Raw genomic sequence first — 22,260 nt, forward strand, 5'->3', positions numbered from 1 at the left:
TGTCCAGGTGGTGCGGGCCGCACCACTTGCGTGGCTGCCGGCACCGATGGCGGGTCCTGGCTGGGTGTTGCGGCCCACACCACTTGCGTGATTGCCACCACCGAGCTTCATGGGTGTGATCCCCGATGAGGTTTTAGCAGATGCAACATCCCGCTGAGTGTTTGATTCGCGGTTTGGATCGACTCAGGGCTGCGGGTAAGAGCTACCGTTTTCTCCGGTTGCCCTGCGACGAGGGGCGGACTAAAAGTGTTCTGAGGTGCAGAGTCCGATCTTGCCTTGTCAGCTGGATCCCATTGGCTATTGAAGTCACCACGGACAGCCATACCGACGAGTGTCATCAAGTAACCCAGTGGATTTCGTATCCCTCCCGAGTCACAGCGGTGTACCCATTGCTTTATGAGAATTGGTTTCAGCTCGATCGGAACCTTCTGCAGTGCCAAGATTGCATTCTGTTTTTGTTCAATCGGCAGACGGTGCAATGCATTGAGCAAATCGGCAGTCGCGTCGTCGGGCACGGGCGGTACATGTACAGAGCTTTTACAAACATCATTGTTTGTATCTGTATACGTACTATATGAGTTCGGATGCCGAACTAAGTCCGAACCCAGTGATTTACGGCTGAGTTCGGCATCCGAACTCGGCTCTAAAGCGATGCGCTTGTCTCCTTTTTTACTGAGTTCGGCATCCGAACTCAGTGACGACAGTGCTATGTTCTGCTGAGTTCGGATGCCGAACTCAGGCTCAGTTAGAGCACTGAGGGTCTGTGTTTTCACCCAAGCTTGGTTGTTCAAGCGCGTTTCGATGATATCCAGACGGCTTGGTAAACGCTGGCCAACATCTGGATCTGCGGCGAATTCCTTCCAGGCGATTTGTGCAACCTCGCGGATTACCTTGGTCTGGTGTTCCATAGACTGCTTGAGGAGCTGCAGATAGTCATTGTCGAACTCTAAAGCCTCAGCCGGCGTGACCGGTTCGTCATGAAGCAAATAGACGTTGCCTTGCACTTGTCCACTGAGGTCATTGCGTACCCGGCGTCCTAGGCTAAGCCATCGGGTAAGGCGAAGAGTGACCAATGCTTTTGACACAGTTTCACGCGAAGCCGGTCTTCCGGGTTGCATACCCAAATATGGCCGCAGTTGTTCATAGGTGGGGAACGCCGTCAGGCCGTCGTCGTTAATCAATAGGCGAAATACTTGCCAGGTGTTTCTTTCAAGCGGCGTCAGCCGATCATCCAGCAACAGTCGGCGAGGCACCGTCTCGTGAGGATTTCCGCTGAAAATAATTCCAGAGTACGGCGAAGCCCCTTCAAACCCAGGGGGCGCAGTCTCTTTTTTCTGACGCAAGTGAGCCTCAAGGTGACCGGAAGCCGAGTCTAAAAGCGTCGAAAATGGAAGTTGTGACAACTTCATCGCACAGGGTCACCTTCTGCCGATGTCACAGTCGGCGGGGATCGACGTTGTGAAGTTTCTAGCGGTAACCTTCTCGGGACACCGTTAGTGGTAGGGGGGTAAAGCCCGTCCTTTATCCAGGATTGAACGCGATGCCAAATGATGGCGAGACTGAGGTTTTCTACAGTTTCATCGGCACTAGTATCTTGCGGCGTATTGAGTTCCTCTGCCACCAGCATGGCGATGTCAAGCAGCGCTAGGCTATCGTCGAGCTCAACCTGATTTTCTTGCATCAGGTGTGTCCATCGATACCAAAGTTGAGCATCCACCTCCTCACTGAATTCTCTCCACCGTCCGCGACGTGCCGTTACTCCAATAATTAGGCGTTGAAGGGCTACATCCTGCGGGGATAGTCCAAAGAACTGTTGCAACATCTGAGTGGTTGCTCCAAGTCGTAGGGCGCGCTCGATCATGCGCACCTCTTCGTCAGAGCGCTGCGCGCCTGTGAGAAGTTTTTTTACCATCTCCCCATCAATCGTGACGTTGCACCAGGTCACGGGTGTGTTGAGTAATAAACTCAGCACTGAGGGTTGTTGGAGCTGGGCCAATATCTCTGGCTCCAGGCCCATCTCGATGCACCGCCTCAGTTGGCCGTTGCGCATGTGATGAAGTACCTGAGATAGGATGGCTTCATTTATTGGTGTCTTGGACATGACGACTCCCGTTTGTAGTTGTTCCGCGTCAGGTAGTTGAACTCGAACCACTGTCTGCGACTAACTTGACTTCCAAATCAATCAAGCGCCTTGCAAGCCGAATGATGCGAAACAGCTTCACCAGTGCGCCGTCGCTAAGCCGACCTTCATTCTCTGGTAACTGATCTTCTGCATGAGGCTGGCCTAATAGGATTTGCCCTAACCCAGCGGCAAACTCGAAATCAGTTAGGGCGTCTGCGTGAATATCGGGCTGCTGCTGAATCATTTTCAGTGCGATGGCTATAGAGCCGCTCAAGGACTGGAGTAACGTCAAGGTATGCAAGGCTGTGGCAGTGACTTCAGCTTCATCATCTGTGTGCCGGTAGCTGAAGCCGATACCGCCGTCGATATCCAGGAATTGTCCTGGCGCCTTCACAGAGCTGGCCACTTCGCGTGCCAATTGAGCAATGTGCTGACGCAGCGTGATGGTGTTATCTATCTCGCGCTCGATGTACCAGAGGTCTGAAATAGGATTCAGGCCACCGGCCTGAACGGGGATGGCCACCAAGGCATTGGCCGCGAAGTCGGGCAGGACTTCGCCGTCCAGCGCTGCTACCTCCCGTTTCATCTTGTCGACCCTTGGAGACGTTTTGACTGGGCTCGCGATATGCCCATCAATACGCGCTTGTCGTTCCTGCGGACTCAGGTGTTCTGACGGAGGAGGGTTCAGTTGCTGCTGGCCCGCTGGTGATGACGGGGGCGCCGTTGAGGTCGTGGTTGTTTTTTGCGTGTCCTTCACCACATGAGTTGTAGGCAGTTGTGGCAGATTATGATTCGTTTCAATACCGTTGTTTGTACCGTTAGATTGCTGCAGACCCTCAAGTTGCGAGATAGAGGGATGGGGTAACTCCATTATTGGTGTTGAACGGCGCAGTTGGTCTTGGTTCTGAGTGATCTCCAGCAGTATTTTTTCGTAACCGAGATTCAACGGTTTTCTAAGTTGGTCAATGAGTTCGTCTTGGAACCGCTGGAATAAAAACTCGTCTGCGTCGCCTTCAAATTGAGACAGGACATCTTGGAAGACGGTATCAAACTCAAGGTGTTGTTCTTGTACAACGTAATTGCGCTCCCAGCACTGAAGGGCTGTCTTGCGCAAAGACAGCAGCTTTATGATTCGATCTGCCCCAAGTCCAGAATAGAGTGCTGCGGGAATTGCTGGCAGCAAGTAACGGATGGTGTCATTCATACGACTCAGATGAGATGCAGATACTGGGTATCCATCTGATGAAAGTCTCCGGGAAAGCTCGCGCAGTGAGATCGACTCCCCAGCCTCTTCCTCATACAAGGCCTTGGCTTTATCAACCCCTATAGCCCGCTCAATAAATAGAAGCTGGCCTTGCAGATCGTTTTCGGCAAGGTGCCCAGTAAGCGAGATAATTTCGCCACGAACTGCGTCCCAAGGGCGGAATAGGCAGTGAAACTTAAAGAATTTCTCGTCACCGGTTTCACGGTACAGCTCATTAAGAATCGCCAAGCGCGTATTGCCGCCGTTCCTGATCCGAAACTTTTCCTCGCCAGGCTTGCGGGTGACGGGAGGCGGAGTGTCGAGACCTCGATGCCGGATCGACTCTTTGATGTCGTCATACTTGGGGTTACGAGTCGTCCGTGGGTTTTCGTCATAGGGTAGTGTTTCATCCAGCGACAACAGCATCGGCGTATCGACAATTGGGTCGCTCATGCGCTCTGCAACAGACGACTTTGATTCAAACGCGGGCTGCAGCAGTTTTTCTTTCATGGTCTGGGCCAACGACGGTTTCATGCTCTTGCTCCAGGCTGTTCAACAGCCGGCGCTACAGCCAACAGCAGATCAATTGTTTTTAGTGCTCGATCTAGTTCAGCTTCAAGCCTGGCTGTCGTTTCCAATCGATAGATAATTTCTGAGTTCATCGATCGGGCGTTGTCGCGTGCTTGCAACGCGATTCGCTCGCGCATCCCATCGGGGAGGCGGACAACAAATTTTTCTTCAAGCTGACGTTTTGGTTGATCACTCATAGCGTGCTCCGATGTCTGGGGGCTGGATTTGTGTTTAACGACGTTTCAGTTGGTCACTGAGTTGAGTAGGCAAGCCTTTGATGGTTAACGTGCTTGACGCCTCGTCGTACTCGATCTTGTCGCCCAGCAGGTGCGCTTCAAAGCTGATGGACAAGCCTTCGGCACGGCCGGTGAAACGACGGAATTGGTTGAGGGTGCGTTTATCCGCCGGGATTTCCGGCGACAGGCCGTAGTCCTTGTTGCGGATGTGGTCGTAGAACGCTTTGGGTCGATCTTCATCGATCAGACCCGACAGCTCTTCCAGCCCCATGGGTTCGCCGAGCTTGGCCTGGCTGGTTGCGTAGTCCACCAAGGTCTTGGTTTTCTCGCGTGCGGATTCGTCCGGAAGGTCTTCGCTTTCGACGAAGTCGCTGAAGGCCTTGAGCAAGGTGCGGGTTTCGCCTGGGCCGTCGACGCCTTCCAGGCATCCGATAAAGTCGCGAAAGTACTCCGAGACCTTCTTGCCGCTCTTGCCCTGGATGTAGGAGATGTACTGCTTGGACTGTTTGTTGTTCTGCCACTCGGAGACGTTAATACGCGCCGCCAGGTGCAATTGGCTAAGGTCCAGGTGGTGCGACGTGGTCACATCCTGCTCGTTGGTCACAACCACCCCTTCACTGTGGTGAAGCAGGGCGATGGCCAGGTAATCGGTCATGCCTTGTTGGTAATGGGCAAACAGCACGTGGCCGCCGGTGGAGAGGCTGGATTCCTCCATCAGCTTCTGCAAGTGTTCTACCGCGATGTGGCTGAACGTTGTGAAATCCTGGCGACCGTCAAAATAGTCCTTCAACCAGCCACTGAACGGGTGCGCGCCAGACTCGGCATGGAAGAAACCCCAGGCCTTGCCTTGCTTGGCGTTATAGCTCTCGTTGAGGTCGGCAAGCATGTTCTCGATGGCGGTTGATTCGGACAGTTCCGAGTCGCGTGTGTGGAGAACAGCGGGTGTGCCGTCTGGCTTTTTGTCGATCAGATGAACAATGCAATGACGGATAGGCATTAGATTGCCTCCTGAGTGTGTTGGGTTTGAGTTCGATCGGCACGACGAAGACGAGCCTTAGCGTTGAGCCCAGAGCGGTGATCGCTGGCGGTCGATGAGGTGTAAATTGATCCAAGGCCAGGTTTGGTGAACTTGATGTGGCCACCTTGAGTCCGTGAGACAGTCCAGCCGTTAGCCATGGCGAACTCCACCAGTTGGCGAAGGCTTTCGTGCTTTCCGCGTAGGAGGTTGGGCGTCATAGCGCTGCGTCCTTGTCTGCCAGAACGTTGCCTGCCTGAATCGCGATGATTTCAGCCTGGTCGCCAGGAAACTTGGTGCCGAGCTCATGCAGAAACTGGCGTGTTGCCTCGCGTGAGCCAGGCACGCGGAACACCACGCTGCAGTGCTGAACCTGCGCGGGGTGCTGCAGGTGAGACATAACGGCCACTTTCAGCGAGCAACTCAGCAGATGCCGAGGTACCCAAACCGACCAGAAATAGCTGGAGAGCAAGGCACTTGCGCAGAGCAGTTCAACGGTGACCGTTGCACTGGTGGTGTTGACCAGCTCGATGTAACCAAGATTCTCAAACTCTCGTAGGTCTCCCCGCATGCTTTCAGAAACCACGGTGCTGTGGTCACGAGCAAGACGGCCAATGGCTTGGGCGAGCGAGTCAAGTTCAACTGGGTTGACCCCAGTTTTATGGGCATGAACCACGGCAGATGCTTCGAATCCTGCACGGGCCTGAATACTTGGAAAGAACTCGGTATTACTGTGCATCTGACACCTCCTGCAGCTCTTCGATGTCGTAGCTGTTGCAACTGGGGCAAATCAGAACGTCCACTTCACCATTGAGAGAAGTTGGGGCCGGTACGCAGCGCCGGACTTGCTGCAGTGCATGGTGTGCATTGCAGTTGCGGCACCAATGGGTGATGGAAACCGGAGCGAGGGTGCTCATAGGTGTGCTCCTTGCCAGCCACTATTGGCACTGAGGTTTGCAAAGCGGGTTTGGTGCGGGATGAACGCCGTGCGAACAGTGCCGGTAGGTCCATTGCGAGCCTTGCCGATAATGATTTCAGCGATCCCCTTATGCTCGGTCTGCGCGTGATAGACCTCATCCCGGTAGACGAACATGATCACGTCTGCGTCCTGTTCAATGGCGCCGCTATCACGCAAGTCAGCGTTGATCGGGCGTTTGTTGGGACGGCGCTCCAGTTCACGATTGAGCTGGGAAAGTGCTACCACTGGGCAGTTCATTTCCTTGGCCAGGGCTTTAAGGGCCTGAGAAATAGCGCTGATTTCATTGGCCCTGTTTTCCTGACCCGGGCAGCGCATGAGCTGCAAGTAATCAATCAGGATCAGGCTCGGATGGCCGAAGCGGCGGGCTGCGCGACGGGATTTGGCCCTAATCGCAGCGGGCGTAAGATTGGATGAGTCGTCAATGACCAGCCGCTCACCGTAACTGTTGATGCGCGAAACAGCAGCGGTCAGTTTCGGCCAATCATCGTCATCGAGCTTGCCCTTCAATAACTTCCCAAGATCGATATGACCAAGGATGGCCATCAACCGATAGAGCAGTGCTTTGGCTGGCATCTCCATGCTGAAGACCTGAACCGTGCGCTCCAGCTTTGCCTGGAGAGCAGTATCTACAAAGTTCAAAGCCAGGGAGGTTTTACCCATCGACGGACGTGCACCGAGGATGATCAGGTCTGCCTCTTGAAAGCCCGATGTCATATCGTCCAGATCGTCCAGACCCGACGGCACACCGGTTACGGTGACGTTGCCATTAAAATGCTCGTCGATTTGTTCAACTACTGTCGTCAGGCATTGATTGATGTTGACGAATTCGGATGCCTTCTTGCCCTCGCCTAAAGCGAAAAGCTGTTGTTCAATTGACTCTTGAACATCTGTTGCATTGGCCAGTGGGTCCGTGGCCTCGCGAGAGCATTGGTAGCCCAGGGACATGAGCTGCCTGAGCTGAGATCGATTACGCACGATGAACGCGTAATGCTCTATGTTGGCTACCGACGGTGTGTTTTTGGCCAACTCACCCAGATAAGCCAATCCACCAGCTTCATCGGGCACTTCCAATGCATCATGCACAGTGACGATATCGAATGGTTTGGACTGGCTGGCTAAGGTTTCTATGGTTTTGAAAAGCAGTCGGTGGTCTCGCCGGTAAAAGTCTTCGGCGTCCAGTCGGTCAGCAACCAGGTCCCAGGTGTTGTTGTCGAGCAGAAGCCCGCCCAGAACACCTTGTTCCGCTTCGACGGAGTGGGGCGGCGAGAGGTCTAGGTGGTTCATTTCGGTGGCCCCTGCTCAATTTGCAGAAAGCCGGTGCCATTACCCGCGCCCAAGGCCTTAACCATATCCACTTCGACCTTGGCCGAGTTGATCATCACCTGTGCAACTTCAGCGATGGCTTTTGCACGGCCAATTTCCATCGGCTTTTCCGTATCGAGCAGGCTTTCGATGGTGACAAACAGGTGATTGCGTAGATCTTCAATCTTGTTTTTCATGTTCGGCCTCCCGGATCGTGCGTTTAAGTTTGCTGACGGCGCGGATGACAGATTTCAGCTCTTCCGGATACCGATGAATGGTGTTGCGGCGCATACGTTCTGCCCGTGTAATCAGCTCAAGGTTTTCGAGAACGATGTGGGACTTGTTACCGTCCTTGAAGCAGACGCACTGGTTGATAGGGACCGGGCCGTGATGCTCTTCCCAAAGCAGGACGTGCACGGCTTTCCAGTCAACGGGTGGATAACCGGTATCGGTGATCTTTTTCTGCTGATAGCCATCAGGGGTTGTGCGCAGACTTCCAAGGGGAAGCCAGTTTCCGGGCTTATCGCCTTCCTTGAACTGTGTTTCTGCCATGCGACCGGAGGATGGAAGCCCCTTGAGCCCCTTGTTCCATGGAGTCGACCCCTTGGGGAAGCGGTATGCAGCGCCGAGCGTGCCGTCAAGTCGGCCACAAAGATTGCTGCGAAGAAATTCGTCGCTTTTGCTCATGCCAAGTCGCTTTGCTTTGGCATAAACCTGAAAAACGCTGAGCCCTAGCTCGTCTGCCAGGTTTTGAGTTCGCTCGTGGGGATAGCGGGCAATGAGTATGCGCTCCTCAGCCTCAACCCAAATGTGATGCTTATGAGGCTGAGCAAGCCCCATTTGGGTACGTGCACGTTTTAAAGCAGCCAGCGCTAGAGGCGACAGTGAATGAGTCATCATTTGCCGCCTCCAATGCCCAGTGCTCTTTGTGGACCTTGAGCAACACCTCGGTGCAGTTTGGCGTGTTGCCCCTGTTCCCATCCAGCGTGCAGGGACCGCGTGTCATGCCCCTTTGCTTCGGCGGGCTTGATGGTGACGAGCTTCATCGCCGGGTGATGCCAATCCAGGTAAGCTTGAATTTCCAGCTCAGTGGTTTTGTCGACGCCGCCCGCAAACTGGGTGACTTTGGAGGTGACCGCACTCAGCCAACCCTCAGCAAATAATTTGCCGCGGTGACGTTTCATTTTGGGTAAACAGCGCTTTTGCTGGGCAACATGGGCGCGACGGGCCGCGACCAATTGGTGGTGGAGTGTTGAATAGGTATGAGCGGCGAGCTCTGAAGCAATTCCTTTCCCAAGAAATTTGAATGACCATCCCAAGAGGGGGTTGAAATAGGCAAGGTGGCTGCAGTCAAAAGCCTCTGCACAGATCCATGCCAGTGAGTGCAGCCAATCTTGAGGTGCACGGCGGGTTTTGGTCGCTATGCTGGTTTCTTGAATCGAGTGCGCAGCTACTTCGATGTGATCCAGGTTGTATTGCTTCATCAGGTGACGCGCTTGGCGAAGCGCCGTTTCTACCTCGTTGGGTGCTGCGCCTTGAGATCTGGCCAGTGCCAAGAGTTTGGTAACTTTGCTGAGGACTTTCTCTTTGTCCATCATTGGTCACCTTCCTTTGGCCCCAATTGGGACAGGGCCTGAGACCAAAGGCGTAGGGTCTCCTCTTCATCAGCAGACAGATAAACCCGGGCCAGACAGTCTGAAACCTTCTGTTTCAATGCATCAAGGCGATCCCGAACACTTGAGCCATCGTCGTAAGCAATCTCCTGCTCAATAGCCTGCACAACGTCATTGCGCACAGAGAGAACCGTGTTTATCCAAAAAGCATTTGGGCTGGTCCAGCCAATTAGCTTTCGAGTTCGAGCAGGCGATAGGTAATCACGGAGCCTGAGATTGAATTCTCTAGGGGAGTAACCATTCCTGAAAACATCAGCGCGATTAAGCGTCAGCGCTGTTTTAAGAACATCTAGAAGAGGCTCCAGATCCGTGACAGAAGGTTCTAGATATGTTTCAGCCACCAAACGCTTGGCTTCGGCGTTTCGAGCTTGTTGACGGCGTTTGGCTTGATCCTCAACACGACTACGCTTTTCCTTCGCGTGTTTTATGTTCGTGTTTACGGACTCAATAAGCTTCGCAGCGTCCTCCAAAAGCTGACGCTGTTCAAAGCTCAAATGAGCGCCAATTCGACCCGGTAAGTGGCTACCGCTTGTCAGGGAGTGGATTTCTCGTGCGGTTCCACTTAGCTTGGCTTGCAAGCTGCGCAACTGCTGAGCGCTGTAATATTTGCCAACGTCGAGAATGACATCAGCAGTAATACTGCGGGCATCGGTGATGGAGGGCTTCGCCATTTCAACGATCCTCCCTCACCAACTTGGCTACCTTTTCCTCAGTCATGGCCTTGAAGCGATCGCTCCACTCTGGAAAGAGTTCAACGGCCAATTGGCGGATGACGACAAGGGCGGCAGGGGATTTGCGGTTCGAAGGCTGCCGGTATTCCAGGCGGTGTGCCGGGACGCCTAGAGATGCGGCGCTACGAAACACCACAGCAGTAGGAATGATGCTGTCCAGGACGCTGATTTCGTCATTGTCCTGAAATATTTCCCGTACTGACTGCTCGATCATTTGCGCGTCAGTCGTTTGGTCGAGGTTGTTTGTGACGATCTTGACGGGAGGGATTTTCATGCCCAAGCGCCCGTAGGCGCGTAGTCCGTCCAACATCTGCATGGTTCCACGGCTAAATTCGCGTGCGGCGAGCATGTTGGGAAGAAGAGGGGATATGACCAGGTCGGATGCTAGGACTACCATCTCCAACATGGCCGATCTGGCACCTTGGGTGTCAATCAGCACCAAGTCAAAATGCTCTTCAAATGCCGGCATCAGGTTGGCAAGGCGTAACCGTCCGTCGGGAGCTTGCAGAAGCAAGCTGTTCAATTGGTTATTTATGTCGTTTGAGATAATGAGCGACAGGTTTGGGATCGTGGTGCTGGATATGATCTTGACGGAGTCGGTGATATTGAAGGCGAGCAGGTCATAGATGCCGCCTTGGGCTTCCTCGACCAATTGGTAATACGAGGAGAGTGAAGGCTGAGCGGGGTCTAGGTCGATTAGGAGGGTGCGAAGGCCAGCGTCCGCGCAAAAAGCGCCAAGATTGGCCTCAATGGTGGTTTTTCCTACGCCGCCTTTGGTCGATACGACCGCAGTGATCATCATGGTTTGTAGCCTCTAATGTAGGTTCATTAGAGACTGCATTGAAAATCGAGTGGATCTAAAGCCGTTCGACGATGGTTCGGAGGCCTAAAAACCAAGTGTCTTTTAACCAATTGGTCGTAGGTTCGAATCCCACACGACCCACCAAAATCGCCTCGTAAAGAGACGTGAGAAACCGGGAGATCCGAAAGGGTCTTCCGGTTTTTTTTTGGATTTCCTCGCATTTTCACTTTGGTTGTCGCCGGAAAGCTATCCGGTACAGCCAGCGCTTGTCCCACCAAAGGCGCTGGCAGTCGGTTCAATCAATGGAGCTTGAGGCGCGGCACTGTGCTGGTGCTGAGCTTGTCCCCGATCATCATCAGGCCGGTACGAGCCACGCCGTACAGCGCGATCTGATGCATCCGATACAGGGAAACGTAAAACATCCGCGCCAACCATCCTTCCAGCATCACGTTGCCGGTGAGGTTGCCCATCAGATTGCCTACGGCTGAGAAGCTCGACAGCGATATCAGGGAGCCGTAATCGCGATACCGGTAACTGGGCAGGTCTTTGCCCTCGAGTCGCCGGGCAATCGATTTAGCGAGTAGCGATGCTTGCTGATGCGCCGCCTGCGCTCGCGGGGGTACGTTGCGATCGCTGTCCGGTTGCGGGCATGCGGCGCAATCGCCGAAGGCGAATATGTTTTCGTCGCGGGTGGTCTGCAGGGTGGGAAGCACCTGCAGCTGGTTGATTCGATTACTTTCCAGTCCGTCCAGGTCTTTTAGGAAGCTTGGCGCTCGGATCCCGGCAGCCCAGACCTTCAAGGTGGCCGGGACAAAGTTGCCGTCCTTGGTATGCAAGCCTTCGTCGGTTACCTCGCTCACTGCGGCGTCAGTGAGTACGGTGACGCCCAGATCGTTGAGCGTTTGGTGTACCGGCTGGCTGATCCGCTCCGGCAGCGCCGGCAGCACCCGTGGGCCAGCTTCAATGAGCGTGATATGGACGTTTTCCGGCTTGATGCCGTTGAGCCCATAGGCGGCGAGCTCTCGTGCGGCGTGGTGAAGCTCGGCGGCCAGCTCGACGCCTGTGGCGCCAGCGCCGACGATCGCCATGTTGATGGTGCCTTGATGGCCTTCAGCGGCATGGGCGCGCATGTAGTGGCTTAGCAGCAGGCGGTGGAATCGTTCTGCTTGCTCACGTGTGTCGAGGAATATGCAATGCTCGGCGGCGCCCTTGGTGCCGAAATCATTGGTCTTGCTGCCGACCGCGATCACCAGTGTGTCATAGCTCAGCGTGCGAGCCGGCACCAGCTCGACTCCATGTTCATCGAAAGAGGCTGCAAGGTGTACGCATTTGCGCTCGCGTTCCAGGCCGCTCATACGACCCATCTGGAACTCGAAGTGGTTCCATTTCGCCTGCGCTACGTAGTTGAGCTCGTCAGCGGACGAGTTCAGCGAGCCGGCGGCCACTTCGTGCAGTAAGGGTTTCCAGATATGCGTCAGGTTGGCGTCGATCAGGGTGATACGCGCCTTGCCACGCTTGCCCAGGGTTCTACCCAGGCGGGTGGCAAGCTCCAGGCCGCCGGCGCCGCCGCCCACGATTACGATGCGATGTGTCATGGAATGAACTCATAGGCTTTACGGAATTCGGTTCGGCGCCTGTGGCGGTCATAGGACCAGGCGGCTAAGGAGGCGGCTCAGCAGCCCCAGGCCGAGCACCACCGCCAGGACCAGCACAAGGAGCAGCCACGGCCGAAAAGGCCGGCGCTCGACTTGGTGCTGAGGCGCGCTGAGGTAGCGGTCAACGCGTTCCTGGTCTTCAGGTTTAAGACGGCTGGGCATATGCACCTCGAAAAGGGGATGCAGGCATTCTAGCGGTGCGAGGGCAAAAGCCAAGCGCGACGACGCTTGGCGGTTGGTTCGGGGCAGGCCGGTGACAGCGTGGGGCAGGCTACTCGGGTAATCGCGGGGGGCAGGGTTTCACCCGTCCCCCTTGTCGTTATCGCCCATTGTTGTTTTTAAGGCTCCGAAGATTGCCAATCACCGATTCCAGGGCACGGTCGAAGAGCAGGGCATCGTTGAGCAGGCGTATTGCACCACGACGGAATTCGATCGCGAGGCCCATTCGGGTTTTTTCCAGGACTTTCATTCCGGTGCGGTTGACGAAAATGTATTTGCCCGTGGGCTTTATCACCGCGGCAAGCTTGCAGCGGAGCTTGTGCTCTTCGTCTTCCTGAAACTCGACCCAGCTGCCGACTCGCAGGTTATCGACCTGCATGAGCGCTTCGTCGTTGTCGTCCAGATTGATTTCCGGCTCGTGTTCACGGGTTTCACCTGGAGCGAGTAAAACGATCTCCTCGTTGACCTCAACCATCGCTGAACTGGCCGGTTGGTTGACGGAATCTTCGCGCGGAGGCAGTTCCAGCTTCTGGTCGGCTGCCGAACGGCCACGGTCGAGGGGTTCGCTGGCTGGCGCCGTTTTGGTCGGGTTGTTGAGCTGCTGCAGGGTCTGCACATGCAGCGCTTCGAGTCGGGTAAAGAAGTCGCTGGTGCCGAACGGGTCGAACGCCGCGCTTACCAAGCCGTCGCGAAGGTTCTTCAACAGGCTGGGTACAAGCTCCAGTAGTCGCGCGCGGGACTCGAGATCTTCGTGTGGCGCAACGCTCCATATCAGGTCATCCATAGTGGCCAGCGCGGCCTGCCACTGTTCGGACTGAGTGCCATGCTTCAGGCAGGTCAGCAGCAGAACCTTGCTCCACGCCTCTTGCAGCAGTCGAACCACAACTTCGGGCAGGGTTTTGCCGAGCAGTCGCTGATTCAGCGCATGCTCGACCTCCTGGCGGGCCATTTCGGCTTTGGCGCGTCCTTCTTCGGCGTCTCGCGTGCGCTGTTCTAGCAGTTCACTACGGCGTCGCTCGTCGCCGGTAAAGGCGAGGAAGTCGGCGAGCAGTTCGGAGAAGATGGCAGGATCATCGACAAAGTCGTTCAGCAGGCGCGCCACAATCTGCTCGATCTTCTGATACAGGCTGTCGCGCTGGACCTCGTCCTGATCGGCCCAGCCCATTGAGGCCGAGGCGATCTCGTTAAGCAGGCGTCGGGCTGGGTGACTGCCTCGGCTGAAGAAGGTCTTGTCCAGCACCGCGACTTTCAGCACCGGGATTTGCAATCGTCCGATCAATGCCTTGAGTGAGTCGGGCAGGGTGCGGTCGTCGAGAATGAACTCGAACAGCATCGACACAAGGTTGATGACGTCCTCGTCGACTTCGCCGACCACGCGTGATTTGCCGCTCCTGGCGCTGACCCGATGCAGCAGTTGCTCTAGCTGGACCTGCAGGTCGAATTCATCGATCTGCTGCGGTGCGCGTGACTGCAAATGCGAGAGTAGCCGCATCAGATCGTTGCTGGAGATCGGAATGGCGTCGCTGGGCAGGTTGCGGGCCGGTAGCCCACTTCCGCGCAGTTCCGAAAGCAATGCCTGCAGATTGCCGAAAGCTTCCTGAACGCCACTGTCAACGTATGCGGGTGCTTCGCTGAAACCTGTACCGGAGCGCGGTGCGCTGCTTCCCGATGCGCCTGGACGGCTAGGCGAACGGCGCGGCTGGGCGGACTGCAGCTCCGGCAAAATGCCCGCTGCAACCAGGGTCTGGTTGGATTCGGCATACAGCTGCTCAAGATCGGTCAGCACGTAACGCTCGAACAGCTTGAGAATGATCAGCTTGACCTTGATTTCGACGCCCAGGCTGCGGCAGGCCTCGAGGAAATACTCACAGAGTTGCTGGGGGCCCAGCGGATTGGTCTTGTCGTCGAGTTTTTTGCTTACCAGGACGTTGATGCGGGTTGTGAGGTGGCTGAGGGGCTGACTGGCGCGGCTCATTACCTTGGCGACCATGGTGTCGATCGCGACCGATTCTTCCAGTTCGTCGTTCTGCACCAGCGCCAGGCTCTCAAAGGATGCTTCCTGCGGCGCAGGTTTGCCGATTTCGTATTGGTTGAGTTTGGAAAAAGACTCGAAAACCTGTTGCAGGAAGCTGCGCTCGATGCCGCGGCGCTTCATGCGCAGATCACGCATGGCTTCGAAAAAAGCGTTCTGTTCGGCGTTGCTGGTGGCGCGGTCGGCAATCTCGAAGAGCGAGTCGTCGGCGTTGTCGAACAATGTCTGCAATGCCAGGCGCAGCTGCTGGGCGGCTTTGTCACGTACGCTGATGAGCGCGACAGGCAGTCTCCCTGCTGGCGAGGTGGGCTTTTGCTCGGCACTCGCCTTGAGGTGCACCACTTTCGCATCGGTTCGCATCGAGACTCTCCGGTCGCCTGTGATTCAAGCGCTGTATCTTTGTAGCATGCCGCTGATTTCAGGCGGGGGCAACGGCCTGAATTGCTTGGGCGGGGCTCGCCATTTCCGTGGCGCCAATATGTGAGTTCATTATAGGTCGGTTGTTCACTGGCCTGGCGCGGTTTTGTTTTGGACATGAAGCAGCTCACAGATACTCGCATGTTTTCCTACAGGCGGTCGGAAATGCCGAGGGCACCGAGTGTCACCTGACGTTTCATCCGGTTCGGTTCACGCGTCATGGCCGGCTCAGGCTTTATACTTGGCTGAAATTATCCGGGAGCCCATCGTGACCAATATCACTCTTGCAGACCTGTCCGCCGAAATCGAAACCAATGTGCGCAAGGCGTTGATGGAGGATCTCGGCGCCGGCGATATCACCGCGCAGTTGATCCCCGCAGAGCGGCTCGCCCAAGCGCTGATCATCACTCGCGAGGCGGCCGTTGTCAGTGGTACGGCTTGGGTCGACGCGGTGTTCCGACAGCTGGACCCGCGGGTCGCTGTGCATTGGCGGGTGGTCGATGGCGAACAGGTTGCGGCGGACCGTGTGCTGTTTCAGCTGGAGGGCCCTGCCCGTGCGCTGCTAAGTGGCGAGCGTGCGGCGCTGAATTTCCTGCAGACGTTATCGGGGGTTGCGACCCGTTGCCGACATTACGCCGATCTCGTCGAAGGCACGGGTGTGCGGCTGCTCGACACGCGCAAGACTCTTCCAGGGTTGCGTCTGGCGCAGAAGTACGCCGTTACTTGTGGCGGTTGCCATAACCATCGAATCGGGCTGTACGACGCCTTTCTGATCAAGGAAAACCACATCGCTGCCTGCGGCGGGATCGCTGAAGCCGTCGCAGCCGCGCACCGCATCGCTCCGGGCAAACCGGTAGAGGTTGAAGTGGAGAGTCTTGACGAGCTGGAGCAGGCCCTGCGCGCAGGCGCCGATGTCGTCATGCTTGATGAGTTGAGCCTGGCGGACATGCGCACCGCGGTGGACATGACGGCGGGGCGGGCGAAACTGGAGGCGTCCGGAGGGGTTGATGACGGTACGCTGCGTGCGATTGCCGAGACCGGCGTGGACTATATTTCCATCGGCGCGCTGACCAAGCATGTGCGCGCGATTGACCTGTCCATGCGTCTGACCCAATAACGCAACACGAGGCGGCACCAAAGGGCCGCCATCAGGCTCAGTGCTTGCTTTTCAGGCCGAAGTTTTCATGCAGCGTGCCGGGTACATCCGCGTCTTTGGGCGCATAATCCTTCGGCGGCTCGGTGAACGTCGGCGAGCTGAGGCGCTCACGGTGGCCATGATTCTCCTCGCTGTGCAGCGCCGCTTGCAGGCGCTGGCGAGTCTGCTCGTCAAGCGCCAGCTTGTCCGCACCTTCTGACAGGTGATCCTGCATGTCCTGATAGCTGCTGGTCAGCTTGCGCAACAAGCTGGCCGTGGTATTGAAATGGGTCACCACTTCGCTTTGATAGGCGTCCAGGCGCTCTTGCAACTCGTCCACCTGGCGCTGTGTGCTGTTCGGCGCGCTGTTTCGCGCAATCAGGTAACCAATGACGATGCCGACGATCACGCCGACGATCGGGAGCAACCAGGTCGCGAAGGTCTGTTCCACGAATACTTCCTCTATAAAAACGGCTGTGCTGTTCAGCAGCGAAACCTTGCGCTGGCGGTCGGGCAGGGCGACTGTCGGGCCGGGACGCAGCTGCTATGCGCGGGCGCACCGCCTGATGCGGTGGTTTTTCCACGGCTTGATACGTTAACGTCTCGTTCCTGCCCTGTATACCGCAACACGCCATGGCGATCACCGCGCAGGTGCAAGCAAGACGAGCCAATCAGCCCCAAGGTCACGGAGTTACTTTGTTGAAACGCGAAAACCCCATATCCATAGACGGCCCGGCCGGCGTGCTGGAGGGCCTGCATTTCGATCAGCCCGAAGCGTGCGGACTGGCGCTGATCTGTCATCCCAACCCGGCCAAGGGTGGGACCATGCTCAATAAGGTGGTGTCAACCTTACAGCGCACGGCTCGCGATGCGGGTTATGCGACGCTTCGGTTCAACTTTCGTGGCGTTGGCGGCAGTGCTGGGCACCATGACATGCACACCGGCGAGGTCGATGACGCCGAGGCCGCGCTGCGCTGGTTTCAGGCGCAGCACCCGGGATTGCCGCTGACCTTGTTGGGTTTTTCCTTCGGTGGCTTCGTCGCGGCGGCGTTAGCGGGGCGGCTCGAAGCCCGAGGCGAAGCGTTGGAAAGACTGGTTCTGGTCGCGCCCGCGGTTTCGCGCCTGGTTGATCAGCCATTGGCTGAACGCTGCAAGTTGACCATCATCCAGCCTGACGCTGATGAGGTCATCGAGCCAGCGTCGGTACATGCCTTTTCAGCCGGACTTCAGCATCCCCATGAATTGCTGAAAGTGGCAGAATGTGGCCACTTTTTTCACGGCAAGCTGGTAGAGCTGAAAGAGCTGGTCGCGCCGCGATTGGGCTAGCGGTGAGCTAGTCGCCGCGCGTGCTGCACGGTCACTCAAGCGGGCCGTGGCTCGCGCCATTTTCAACGGAGCGTCAGCAGGTTTTGCCGCTGGCGTCGACCGAATCGAGATCAACCTATGAAAACCCGCATTCTCACCGGTATCACCACCACCGGCACGCCTCATCTGGGCAATTACGCCGGCGCCATCCGCCCGGCCATCCAGGCCAGCCGGGAAGCCGATGCCGACTCCTTCTACTTTCTGGCCGACTACCACGCGCTGATCAAGTGCGACGACCCGCTGCGCATCCAGCAGTCGCGTCTGGAAATTGCTGCAACCTGGCTGGCCTGTGGCCTGGATGCGGATCGGGTGACCTTTTACCGCCAGTCCGATATTCCCGAGATACCCGAGCTGACCTGGCTGTTGACCTGCGTCGCGGGCAAGGGCCTGCTGAACCGTGCTCACGCTTACAAGGCGTCGGTAGACAAGAACGTCGAACTCGGTGAAGACCCTGACGCGGGCATTACGATGGGCTTGTTCAGCTATCCGGTGCTGATGGCGGCCGACATCCTCATGTTCAATGCACACAAGGTGCCGGTCGGGCGCGATCAGATTCAACATGTGGAAATGGCACGTGACATCGCCCAGCGCTTCAACCACTTGTTTGGCAACGGCAAGGAACTCTTCACCCTTCCCGTGGCAGTGACCGAGGAAAGCGTGGCGACACTGCCTGGCCTTGATGGGCGCAAGATGTCCAAGAGCTACGACAACACCATTCCGCTGTTCGCCAGCGCTAAAGAGCTGAAAAGCACGATCGCGCGCATTGTCACCGACTCCCGGCTGCCCGGTGAGCCTAAGAATCCGGACGACTCCCACCTGTTCACCCTCTACCAGGCATTCGCCACCCCGGCGCAACTGGCCGAGTTCCGCGCCGAGCTGGTCAGCGGTCTGGCCTGGGGCGAGGCCAAGCAGCGCTTGTTCGCCCTGCTCGATCACGAGCTGGGCGAGGCGCGAGAGCGCTACCACACCCTGATGCAGCGCCCGGGAGAACTGGAGGATATCCTGCAGGCAGGTGCCGCCAAGGCGCGCACGGTCGCAACGCCATTCCTCGGCCAATTGCGGGAATCGGTGGGGCTGCGAAACTTCCGCAGTGAAGTGGCAAGTGCCGCGCCGGTGAAGAAAAAAGCTGGCAAGGCCGCTCGCTTCGCCAGCTTCCGCGAAACGGATGGCAGCTTCCGTTTCCGCTTTTTTGCCTCCGATGGCGAAGAGTTGCTGCTGTCACGGCCGTTCAGCGATCCCCAGGCGATTGGTGCGCTCAGCCAACGCCTGATCGCGCAGGGCGTGGATGCCCTGGAACTCCGAGCCGATGAGGACAATCAATTTACCCTGTGGCTAGACGGCGATTGCATCGCTGACAGCCCCGGCTACGCCGATGAGCAGGCGTTGGAAGCAGCCATGCTGCGTCTGCGCCAGGCATTGGCGACGCTAGCTGTGTAACTCCCGCACCGGATGCGCCGGTCGCAGTACAGTCGGCGCTTCCTGCTGATCTCATACGAGGCTCCAGCAATTGAACGATCTGCGTAAATTGCCAACCACCGAGGGCGCGGCTAAAGTGTCGGCCCCGTTTCACTACCCAGACCCCGCCATGACCCCTCTTGAGCGCTATCAGGAAGACCTGAAACGTCCCGACTTTTTCCACGATGCCGCCCAGGAAACTGCGGTGCGTCATCTGCAGCGTCTGTATGACGATCTGGTCGCAGACGACCGCAACAAGTCCGGGCTGCTCGGCAAGCTGTTCGGCAAGAAGCACCAGGAGCCGGTGAAAGGCCTGTATTTCTGGGGCGGCGTAGGCCGCGGCAAGACCTATCTGGTCGACACCTTCTTCGATGCGCTGCCGTTCGAACAAAAGACCCGTACACACTTTCATCGCTTCATGAAGCGCGTGCACGAAGAGATGCGCACGCTCAAGGGTGAGAAGAACCCGCTGACCATCATCGGCAAACGCTTTGCGGATGAGTCGCGGGTGATCTGTTTCGACGAATTCTTCGTCTCGGATATCACTGACGCGATGATCCTTGCGACCTTGCTGGAGGAGCTTTTCAAGAATGGCGTCAGCCTGGTCGCAACGTCCAACATCGTGCCGGACGGGCTCTACAAGGATGGCCTGCAACGCGCGCGCTTCCTGCCAGCGATCGAGCTGCTGAAGAAGCACACCGAGATCGTCAACGTCGACAGCGGCATCGATTACCGTCTGCGCGCGCTCGAGCAGGCCGAGCTCTACCACTTCCCACTGGATGCCGAAGCGGAGCAGAGTCTGGAAAAGAGCTTCCGCAGCTTGCTGCCAGAGAAGTGCCGGGTTCAGGAAAACGAACCCCTGATGATCGAGAACCGCGAGATCGTTGCGCGCAAGGTTGCCAGCGGCGTGGCCTGGTTCGAGTTCCGGGAGCTCTGCGATGGTCCACGCAGCCAGAACGACTACATCGAGCTGGGCAAGATCTTCGATGCAGTGCTGGTTTCCAACATCGAGCGAATGGACGTTTCCAAGGACGACATGGCGCGTCGGTTCATCAGCATGGTTGACGAGTTCTACGACCGCAGCGTCAAGCTGATCCTGTCGGCCGAGGTTGAGTTGAAAGACCTGTATGCAGGCGGCCGGCTCGAGTTCGAATTCCAGCGGACCCTGAGTCGTCTGCTGGAGATGCAGTCCCACGAATATCTATCGCGCCCGCACAAGCCCTGAGGGAAAAAGACGACCAGAGCGCTGGAGGCTAAAGGCTGAACGAGCTGGCAGCCTCGAATAAGGCGCTCCCGTTCTCGACACCGGGCAAAGCGCTAGGAGTTACGCAACACTCATCCCAGCCTCCAGCCTCCAGCCTCCAGCCTCCAGCCCTCAACCAGTCGTAAAGCGGTACTGCTGCCGATACTGATTCGGCGACAGTTCGGTGTGCTGGCGGAACAGGCGGGCGAAGAAGCTCGCGTCGTCGTAACCCACTTCGTAGCTGATGGTCTTGATGCTTTTTCGGGTCGTGGAAAGCAGCGTCTTTGCCGTTTCGATGCGCAGTCGCTGGAGATAGTGCAGCGGCTTGTCGCCAGTGGCCGTCTGGAACCGGCGCATGAAATTGCGAATGCTCATGCCGTGATCACGCGCTACATCTTCGAACCGAAATTTCTCCGCGAAATGCTCCTCAAGCCATTCCTGGATTTGCAAAACTCGGGTGTCCAGGTGAAGCTTCTGTCCGCCGAAGCCTATTCGCCCCGGATGGTAGTTGCGCCGGACCTCGAACAGGATGTCCCGCGCCATGCCTTGAGCGATATGGGCGCCGCAGTAGCGCTCGACCAGATGGATATAGAGGTCGCAGGCTGACGTGGTGCCACCTGCACAGTAAAGATTGTCGCTGTCGGTCAGGTGCTTTTCCTGAGTGAACAACACGCGCGGAAACCGTTCGACGAATTCATGGGCGAAACGCCAGTGAGTGGTGCCCTCACGGCCGTCAAGCAACCCCGCGGCAGCCATCCAGAACGCCCCGCTGGCCTCTCCGCAAATGGCGCTGCCGGCCGCATGTCGCTCCTGTAACCAGGGTGAAACCTGCGGATAGCGTTGGCAGATGACGTCAAAATCGCCCCAGAACGCCGGTAGGATCACGGCGTCTGCCTCATCCAAGGCTCCATCCACTTCAATGTGGGGGCCGCTGAATGTATTGACCGACAGCCCGTCCGGGCTGACCAATGACGTCTCGAAGGCGGGGGTGAGATCGAGTCCCAGCTGCTTGCCATAGCGCAGGCTGGCCATGTGAAATAAATCCTTGGCATGGAGCAGGGTGGAGGCGAACACACCGTCTGTTGCCAGAATACTGATACGTTTCAACGGGGAGGCGGTGAGCATGTGAGATCAGGCTGTTCCGATTGTTATTGTTTGGGATAAAGCAGGGTAAAACTGCCGCAGTCCGGCAGGAGCGTCGTATTTTTTCGCATGACTGTCCAGTCCCAATCAAGGGCAGCTGTGGAGCCGTGCTTGCTGCCGACCGTCTGAGCAGGCTGAGAGGACCACCACATGACAGAACCTGGATCGCAACCTCGCGCTGACCTGCAGGGCTGGGGCGGAAACACTGCTGATGCCCGCGCAATCCAGAACCAGCTAGCCGACCAGGTCGTCCTGGCCGATGAGTTCGGTCCGTTAAAAGTGGTCGCCGGCGTCGATGTCGGCTTCGAGGACGGCGGCAAGATCACCCGTGCCGCGGTCGTGCTTCTCGATGCTGAAACCCTCGAACCGCTGGCGCTGGCGCAGGCGCTGGCACGGATACCCACTTGTATGCCGTACATTCCGGGCTCCTGTCGTTTCGCGAACTGCCTGCCGTGCTGCAGGCGCTCGACTCCCTGGATCAGACGCCCGATCTGATGTTTTCCGATGGGCATGGCATCGCCCATCCGCGTGGTCTTGGCATTGCGGCCCATCTGGGTGTCGTTACCGGGCTGCCGACCATCGGCGTCGCGAAGAAGATCCTGATCGGGAAACATACGGCGCTCGGCGAGCAGCGGGGCGAGCAGGTCGATCTGCTGGACAAGGGCGGCAGGGTGATCGGCACGGTTCTACGCAGCAAGGACAAGGTGCGTCCGCTGATCATTTCACCGGGCAACCGGGTCAGCCTGGAAACCGCACCGCAATTAGTCATGCGTTACGTCACCCGCTATCGGTTGCCCGAGCCAACCCGGCTGGCCGATCGCCTGGCCTCGCGCCGCGATGATAAGGGCAGCGGCAAGCTTGAAGCTGCAAGCCATAAGTAAAAGGCTTGATCGGATTTGGGCGACAGCCCTGACACTGACTCG

23 protein-coding genes and 1 pseudogene are annotated in these 22,260 nt (G+C 57.2%); 5 read left to right on the forward strand and 19 right to left on the reverse strand.

Features of this window, described 5'->3' with window-relative positions; genetic code table 11:
- Positions 1-107 precede the first annotated feature (107 nt).
- The 17 genes from NA637_RS19550 to NA637_RS19630 form a co-directional block, all read right to left on the reverse strand.
- Complete coding sequence (locus NA637_RS19550; RefSeq protein WP_236384326.1) at positions 108-1,409, reverse strand: STY4528 family pathogenicity island replication protein; 1,302 nt, start codon at positions 1,407-1,409, stop codon at positions 108-110.
- Complete coding sequence (locus NA637_RS19555) at positions 1,406-2,101, reverse strand: DUF2857 domain-containing protein (protein WP_236362020.1); 696 nt, start codon at positions 2,099-2,101, stop codon at positions 1,406-1,408. The genes NA637_RS19550 and NA637_RS19555 overlap by 4 nt, the downstream gene beginning before the upstream one ends.
- Positions 2,102-2,129: 28 nt before the next feature.
- Entirely contained in the window at positions 2,130-3,899 is a 1,770-nt protein-coding gene (locus NA637_RS19560; protein WP_236362024.1) for a ParB family protein, read from the reverse strand.
- Entirely contained in the window at positions 3,896-4,132 is a 237-nt protein-coding gene (locus NA637_RS25425; protein WP_272889213.1) for an Arc family DNA-binding protein, read from the reverse strand. Before NA637_RS25425 ends, NA637_RS19560 begins: the two co-directional genes overlap by 4 nt.
- Positions 4,133-4,166: 34 nt before the next feature.
- The gene (gene yejK, locus NA637_RS19570; RefSeq protein ID WP_236362027.1) at positions 4,167-5,168 is read right to left on the reverse strand and encodes a nucleoid-associated protein YejK; all 1,002 of its coding nucleotides are present in this window, start codon (positions 5,166-5,168) and stop codon (positions 4,167-4,169) included.
- On the reverse strand, positions 5,168-5,407 hold the full coding sequence (locus NA637_RS19575) for a type II toxin-antitoxin system HicA family toxin (RefSeq protein WP_016971636.1): 240 nt from the start codon (positions 5,405-5,407) through the stop codon (positions 5,168-5,170). Before NA637_RS19575 ends, yejK begins: the two co-directional genes overlap by 1 nt.
- Entirely contained in the window at positions 5,404-5,925 is a 522-nt protein-coding gene (locus NA637_RS19580) for a hypothetical protein (protein ID WP_236362030.1), read from the reverse strand. Before NA637_RS19580 ends, NA637_RS19575 begins: the two co-directional genes overlap by 4 nt.
- Positions 5,915-6,103, reverse strand: coding sequence for a hypothetical protein (locus NA637_RS19585; protein WP_236362033.1), 189 nt, complete (start codon positions 6,101-6,103; stop codon positions 5,915-5,917). The genes NA637_RS19580 and NA637_RS19585 overlap by 11 nt, the downstream gene beginning before the upstream one ends.
- Positions 6,100-7,449, reverse strand: a complete 1,350-nt coding sequence (gene dnaB / locus NA637_RS19590) for a replicative DNA helicase (protein ID WP_236362035.1) — start codon at positions 7,447-7,449, stop codon at positions 6,100-6,102. Before dnaB ends, NA637_RS19585 begins: the two co-directional genes overlap by 4 nt.
- The gene (locus tag NA637_RS19595) at positions 7,446-7,664 is read right to left on the reverse strand and encodes a hypothetical protein (protein ID WP_236362037.1); all 219 of its coding nucleotides are present in this window, start codon (positions 7,662-7,664) and stop codon (positions 7,446-7,448) included. The genes dnaB and NA637_RS19595 overlap by 4 nt, the downstream gene beginning before the upstream one ends.
- Entirely contained in the window at positions 7,648-8,367 is a 720-nt protein-coding gene (locus NA637_RS19600) for an HNH endonuclease signature motif containing protein (RefSeq protein WP_236362039.1), read from the reverse strand. The genes NA637_RS19595 and NA637_RS19600 overlap by 17 nt, the downstream gene beginning before the upstream one ends.
- Complete coding sequence (locus NA637_RS19605; protein WP_236362041.1) at positions 8,364-9,065, reverse strand: DUF2786 domain-containing protein; 702 nt, start codon at positions 9,063-9,065, stop codon at positions 8,364-8,366. Before NA637_RS19605 ends, NA637_RS19600 begins: the two co-directional genes overlap by 4 nt.
- Positions 9,062-9,811 (reverse strand): hypothetical protein, encoded by a 750-nt coding sequence (locus NA637_RS19610; RefSeq protein WP_236362042.1) that lies wholly within the window; start codon positions 9,809-9,811, stop codon positions 9,062-9,064. The genes NA637_RS19605 and NA637_RS19610 overlap by 4 nt, the downstream gene beginning before the upstream one ends.
- Before the next feature lies 1 nt (position 9,812).
- Positions 9,813-10,673, reverse strand: a complete 861-nt coding sequence (locus NA637_RS19615) for a ParA family protein (RefSeq protein WP_236362045.1) — start codon at positions 10,671-10,673, stop codon at positions 9,813-9,815.
- A 299-nt stretch (positions 10,674-10,972) separates the two neighbouring features.
- Complete coding sequence (locus tag NA637_RS19620) at positions 10,973-12,268, reverse strand: NAD(P)/FAD-dependent oxidoreductase (RefSeq protein WP_256074206.1); 1,296 nt, start codon at positions 12,266-12,268, stop codon at positions 10,973-10,975.
- Between the two features lie 48 nt (positions 12,269-12,316).
- Entirely contained in the window at positions 12,317-12,490 is a 174-nt protein-coding gene (locus tag NA637_RS19625) for a DUF3094 family protein (protein ID WP_256074208.1), read from the reverse strand.
- A 157-nt stretch (positions 12,491-12,647) separates the two neighbouring features.
- The gene (locus NA637_RS19630) at positions 12,648-14,939 is read right to left on the reverse strand and encodes a DUF1631 domain-containing protein (protein WP_256074210.1); all 2,292 of its coding nucleotides are present in this window, start codon (positions 14,937-14,939) and stop codon (positions 12,648-12,650) included.
- 325 nt (positions 14,940-15,264) lie between these two features.
- On the opposite strand from NA637_RS19630, the gene nadC reads away from it, so the two are divergent.
- Positions 15,265-16,113 (forward strand): carboxylating nicotinate-nucleotide diphosphorylase, encoded by an 849-nt coding sequence (gene nadC / locus NA637_RS19635; RefSeq protein WP_256074213.1) that lies wholly within the window; start codon positions 15,265-15,267, stop codon positions 16,111-16,113.
- Between the two features lie 37 nt (positions 16,114-16,150).
- Here the strand turns inward: nadC and NA637_RS19640 are convergent, their stop codons facing one another.
- Complete coding sequence (locus NA637_RS19640; RefSeq protein ID WP_256074215.1) at positions 16,151-16,582, reverse strand: YhcB family protein; 432 nt, start codon at positions 16,580-16,582, stop codon at positions 16,151-16,153.
- Positions 16,583-16,827: 245 nt separating this feature from the next.
- Here NA637_RS19640 and NA637_RS19645 point away from each other — a divergent pair, with 245 nt between their 5' ends.
- The 3 genes from NA637_RS19645 (at position 16,828) to zapE (ending at position 20,176) form a co-directional block, all read left to right on the forward strand.
- Positions 16,828-17,457 (forward strand): alpha/beta hydrolase, encoded by a 630-nt coding sequence (locus tag NA637_RS19645; protein ID WP_256074217.1) that lies wholly within the window; start codon positions 16,828-16,830, stop codon positions 17,455-17,457.
- A gap of 117 nt (positions 17,458-17,574) precedes the next feature.
- Positions 17,575-18,933 (forward strand): tryptophan--tRNA ligase, encoded by a 1,359-nt coding sequence (locus tag NA637_RS19650; protein ID WP_256074219.1) that lies wholly within the window; start codon positions 17,575-17,577, stop codon positions 18,931-18,933.
- Between the two features lie 148 nt (positions 18,934-19,081).
- Positions 19,082-20,176 carry a cell division protein ZapE gene (gene zapE, locus NA637_RS19655; protein WP_256074222.1) on the forward strand — a complete coding sequence of 365 codons (1,095 nt, stop codon included), beginning with the start codon at positions 19,082-19,084 and terminating at the stop codon, positions 20,174-20,176.
- A 150-nt stretch (positions 20,177-20,326) separates the two neighbouring features.
- On the opposite strand, the gene NA637_RS19660 is transcribed toward zapE, so the two are convergent.
- The gene (locus NA637_RS19660; protein ID WP_256074224.1) at positions 20,327-21,319 is read right to left on the reverse strand and encodes a GlxA family transcriptional regulator; all 993 of its coding nucleotides are present in this window, start codon (positions 21,317-21,319) and stop codon (positions 20,327-20,329) included.
- Positions 21,320-21,487: 168 nt separating this feature from the next.
- Between NA637_RS19660 and nfi the strand changes: the two are divergent.
- Positions 21,488-22,218 (forward strand): annotated as a pseudogene (gene nfi, locus NA637_RS19665) (deoxyribonuclease V).
- Positions 22,219-22,260 lie beyond the last annotated feature (42 nt).

The organism is Stutzerimonas stutzeri (assembly GCF_024448935.1).
GTDB lineage: Bacteria > Pseudomonadota > Gammaproteobacteria > Pseudomonadales > Pseudomonadaceae > Stutzerimonas > Stutzerimonas stutzeri_AO.

Bases quoted from the DNA above. Each gene is read 5' to 3' on its own strand.
- NA637_RS19550 (WP_236384326.1), bottom strand. From the start codon at position 1,409: ATGAAGTTGTCACAACTTCCATTTTCGACGCTTTTAGACTCGGCTTCC.
- NA637_RS19555 (WP_236362020.1), bottom strand. From the start codon at position 2,101: ATGTCCAAGACACCAATAAATGAAGCCATCCTATCTCAGGTACTTCAT.
- NA637_RS19560 (WP_236362024.1), bottom strand. From the start codon at position 3,899: ATGAAACCGTCGTTGGCCCAGACCATGAAAGAAAAACTGCTGCAGCCC.
- NA637_RS25425 (WP_272889213.1), bottom strand. From the start codon at position 4,132: ATGAGTGATCAACCAAAACGTCAGCTTGAAGAAAAATTTGTTGTCCGC.
- yejK (WP_236362027.1), bottom strand. From the start codon at position 5,168: ATGCCTATCCGTCATTGCATTGTTCATCTGATCGACAAAAAGCCAGAC.
- NA637_RS19575 (WP_016971636.1), bottom strand. From the start codon at position 5,407: ATGACGCCCAACCTCCTACGCGGAAAGCACGAAAGCCTTCGCCAACTG.
- NA637_RS19580 (WP_236362030.1), bottom strand. From the start codon at position 5,925: ATGCACAGTAATACCGAGTTCTTTCCAAGTATTCAGGCCCGTGCAGGA.
- NA637_RS19585 (WP_236362033.1), bottom strand. From the start codon at position 6,103: ATGAGCACCCTCGCTCCGGTTTCCATCACCCATTGGTGCCGCAACTGC.
- dnaB (WP_236362035.1), bottom strand. From the start codon at position 7,449: ATGAACCACCTAGACCTCTCGCCGCCCCACTCCGTCGAAGCGGAACAA.
- NA637_RS19595 (WP_236362037.1), bottom strand. From the start codon at position 7,664: ATGAAAAACAAGATTGAAGATCTACGCAATCACCTGTTTGTCACCATC.
- NA637_RS19600 (WP_236362039.1), bottom strand. From the start codon at position 8,367: ATGATGACTCATTCACTGTCGCCTCTAGCGCTGGCTGCTTTAAAACGT.
- NA637_RS19605 (WP_236362041.1), bottom strand. From the start codon at position 9,065: ATGATGGACAAAGAGAAAGTCCTCAGCAAAGTTACCAAACTCTTGGCA.
- NA637_RS19610 (WP_236362042.1), bottom strand. From the start codon at position 9,811: ATGGCGAAGCCCTCCATCACCGATGCCCGCAGTATTACTGCTGATGTC.
- NA637_RS19615 (WP_236362045.1), bottom strand. From the start codon at position 10,673: ATGATGATCACTGCGGTCGTATCGACCAAAGGCGGCGTAGGAAAAACC.
- NA637_RS19620 (WP_256074206.1), bottom strand. From the start codon at position 12,268: ATGACACATCGCATCGTAATCGTGGGCGGCGGCGCCGGCGGCCTGGAG.
- NA637_RS19625 (WP_256074208.1), bottom strand. From the start codon at position 12,490: ATGCCCAGCCGTCTTAAACCTGAAGACCAGGAACGCGTTGACCGCTAC.
- NA637_RS19630 (WP_256074210.1), bottom strand. From the start codon at position 14,939: ATGCGAACCGATGCGAAAGTGGTGCACCTCAAGGCGAGTGCCGAGCAA.
- NA637_RS19650 (WP_256074219.1), top strand. From the start codon at position 17,575: ATGAAAACCCGCATTCTCACCGGTATCACCACCACCGGCACGCCTCAT.
- zapE (WP_256074222.1), top strand. From the start codon at position 19,082: ATGACCCCTCTTGAGCGCTATCAGGAAGACCTGAAACGTCCCGACTTT.
- NA637_RS19660 (WP_256074224.1), bottom strand. From the start codon at position 21,319: ATGCTCACCGCCTCCCCGTTGAAACGTATCAGTATTCTGGCAACAGAC.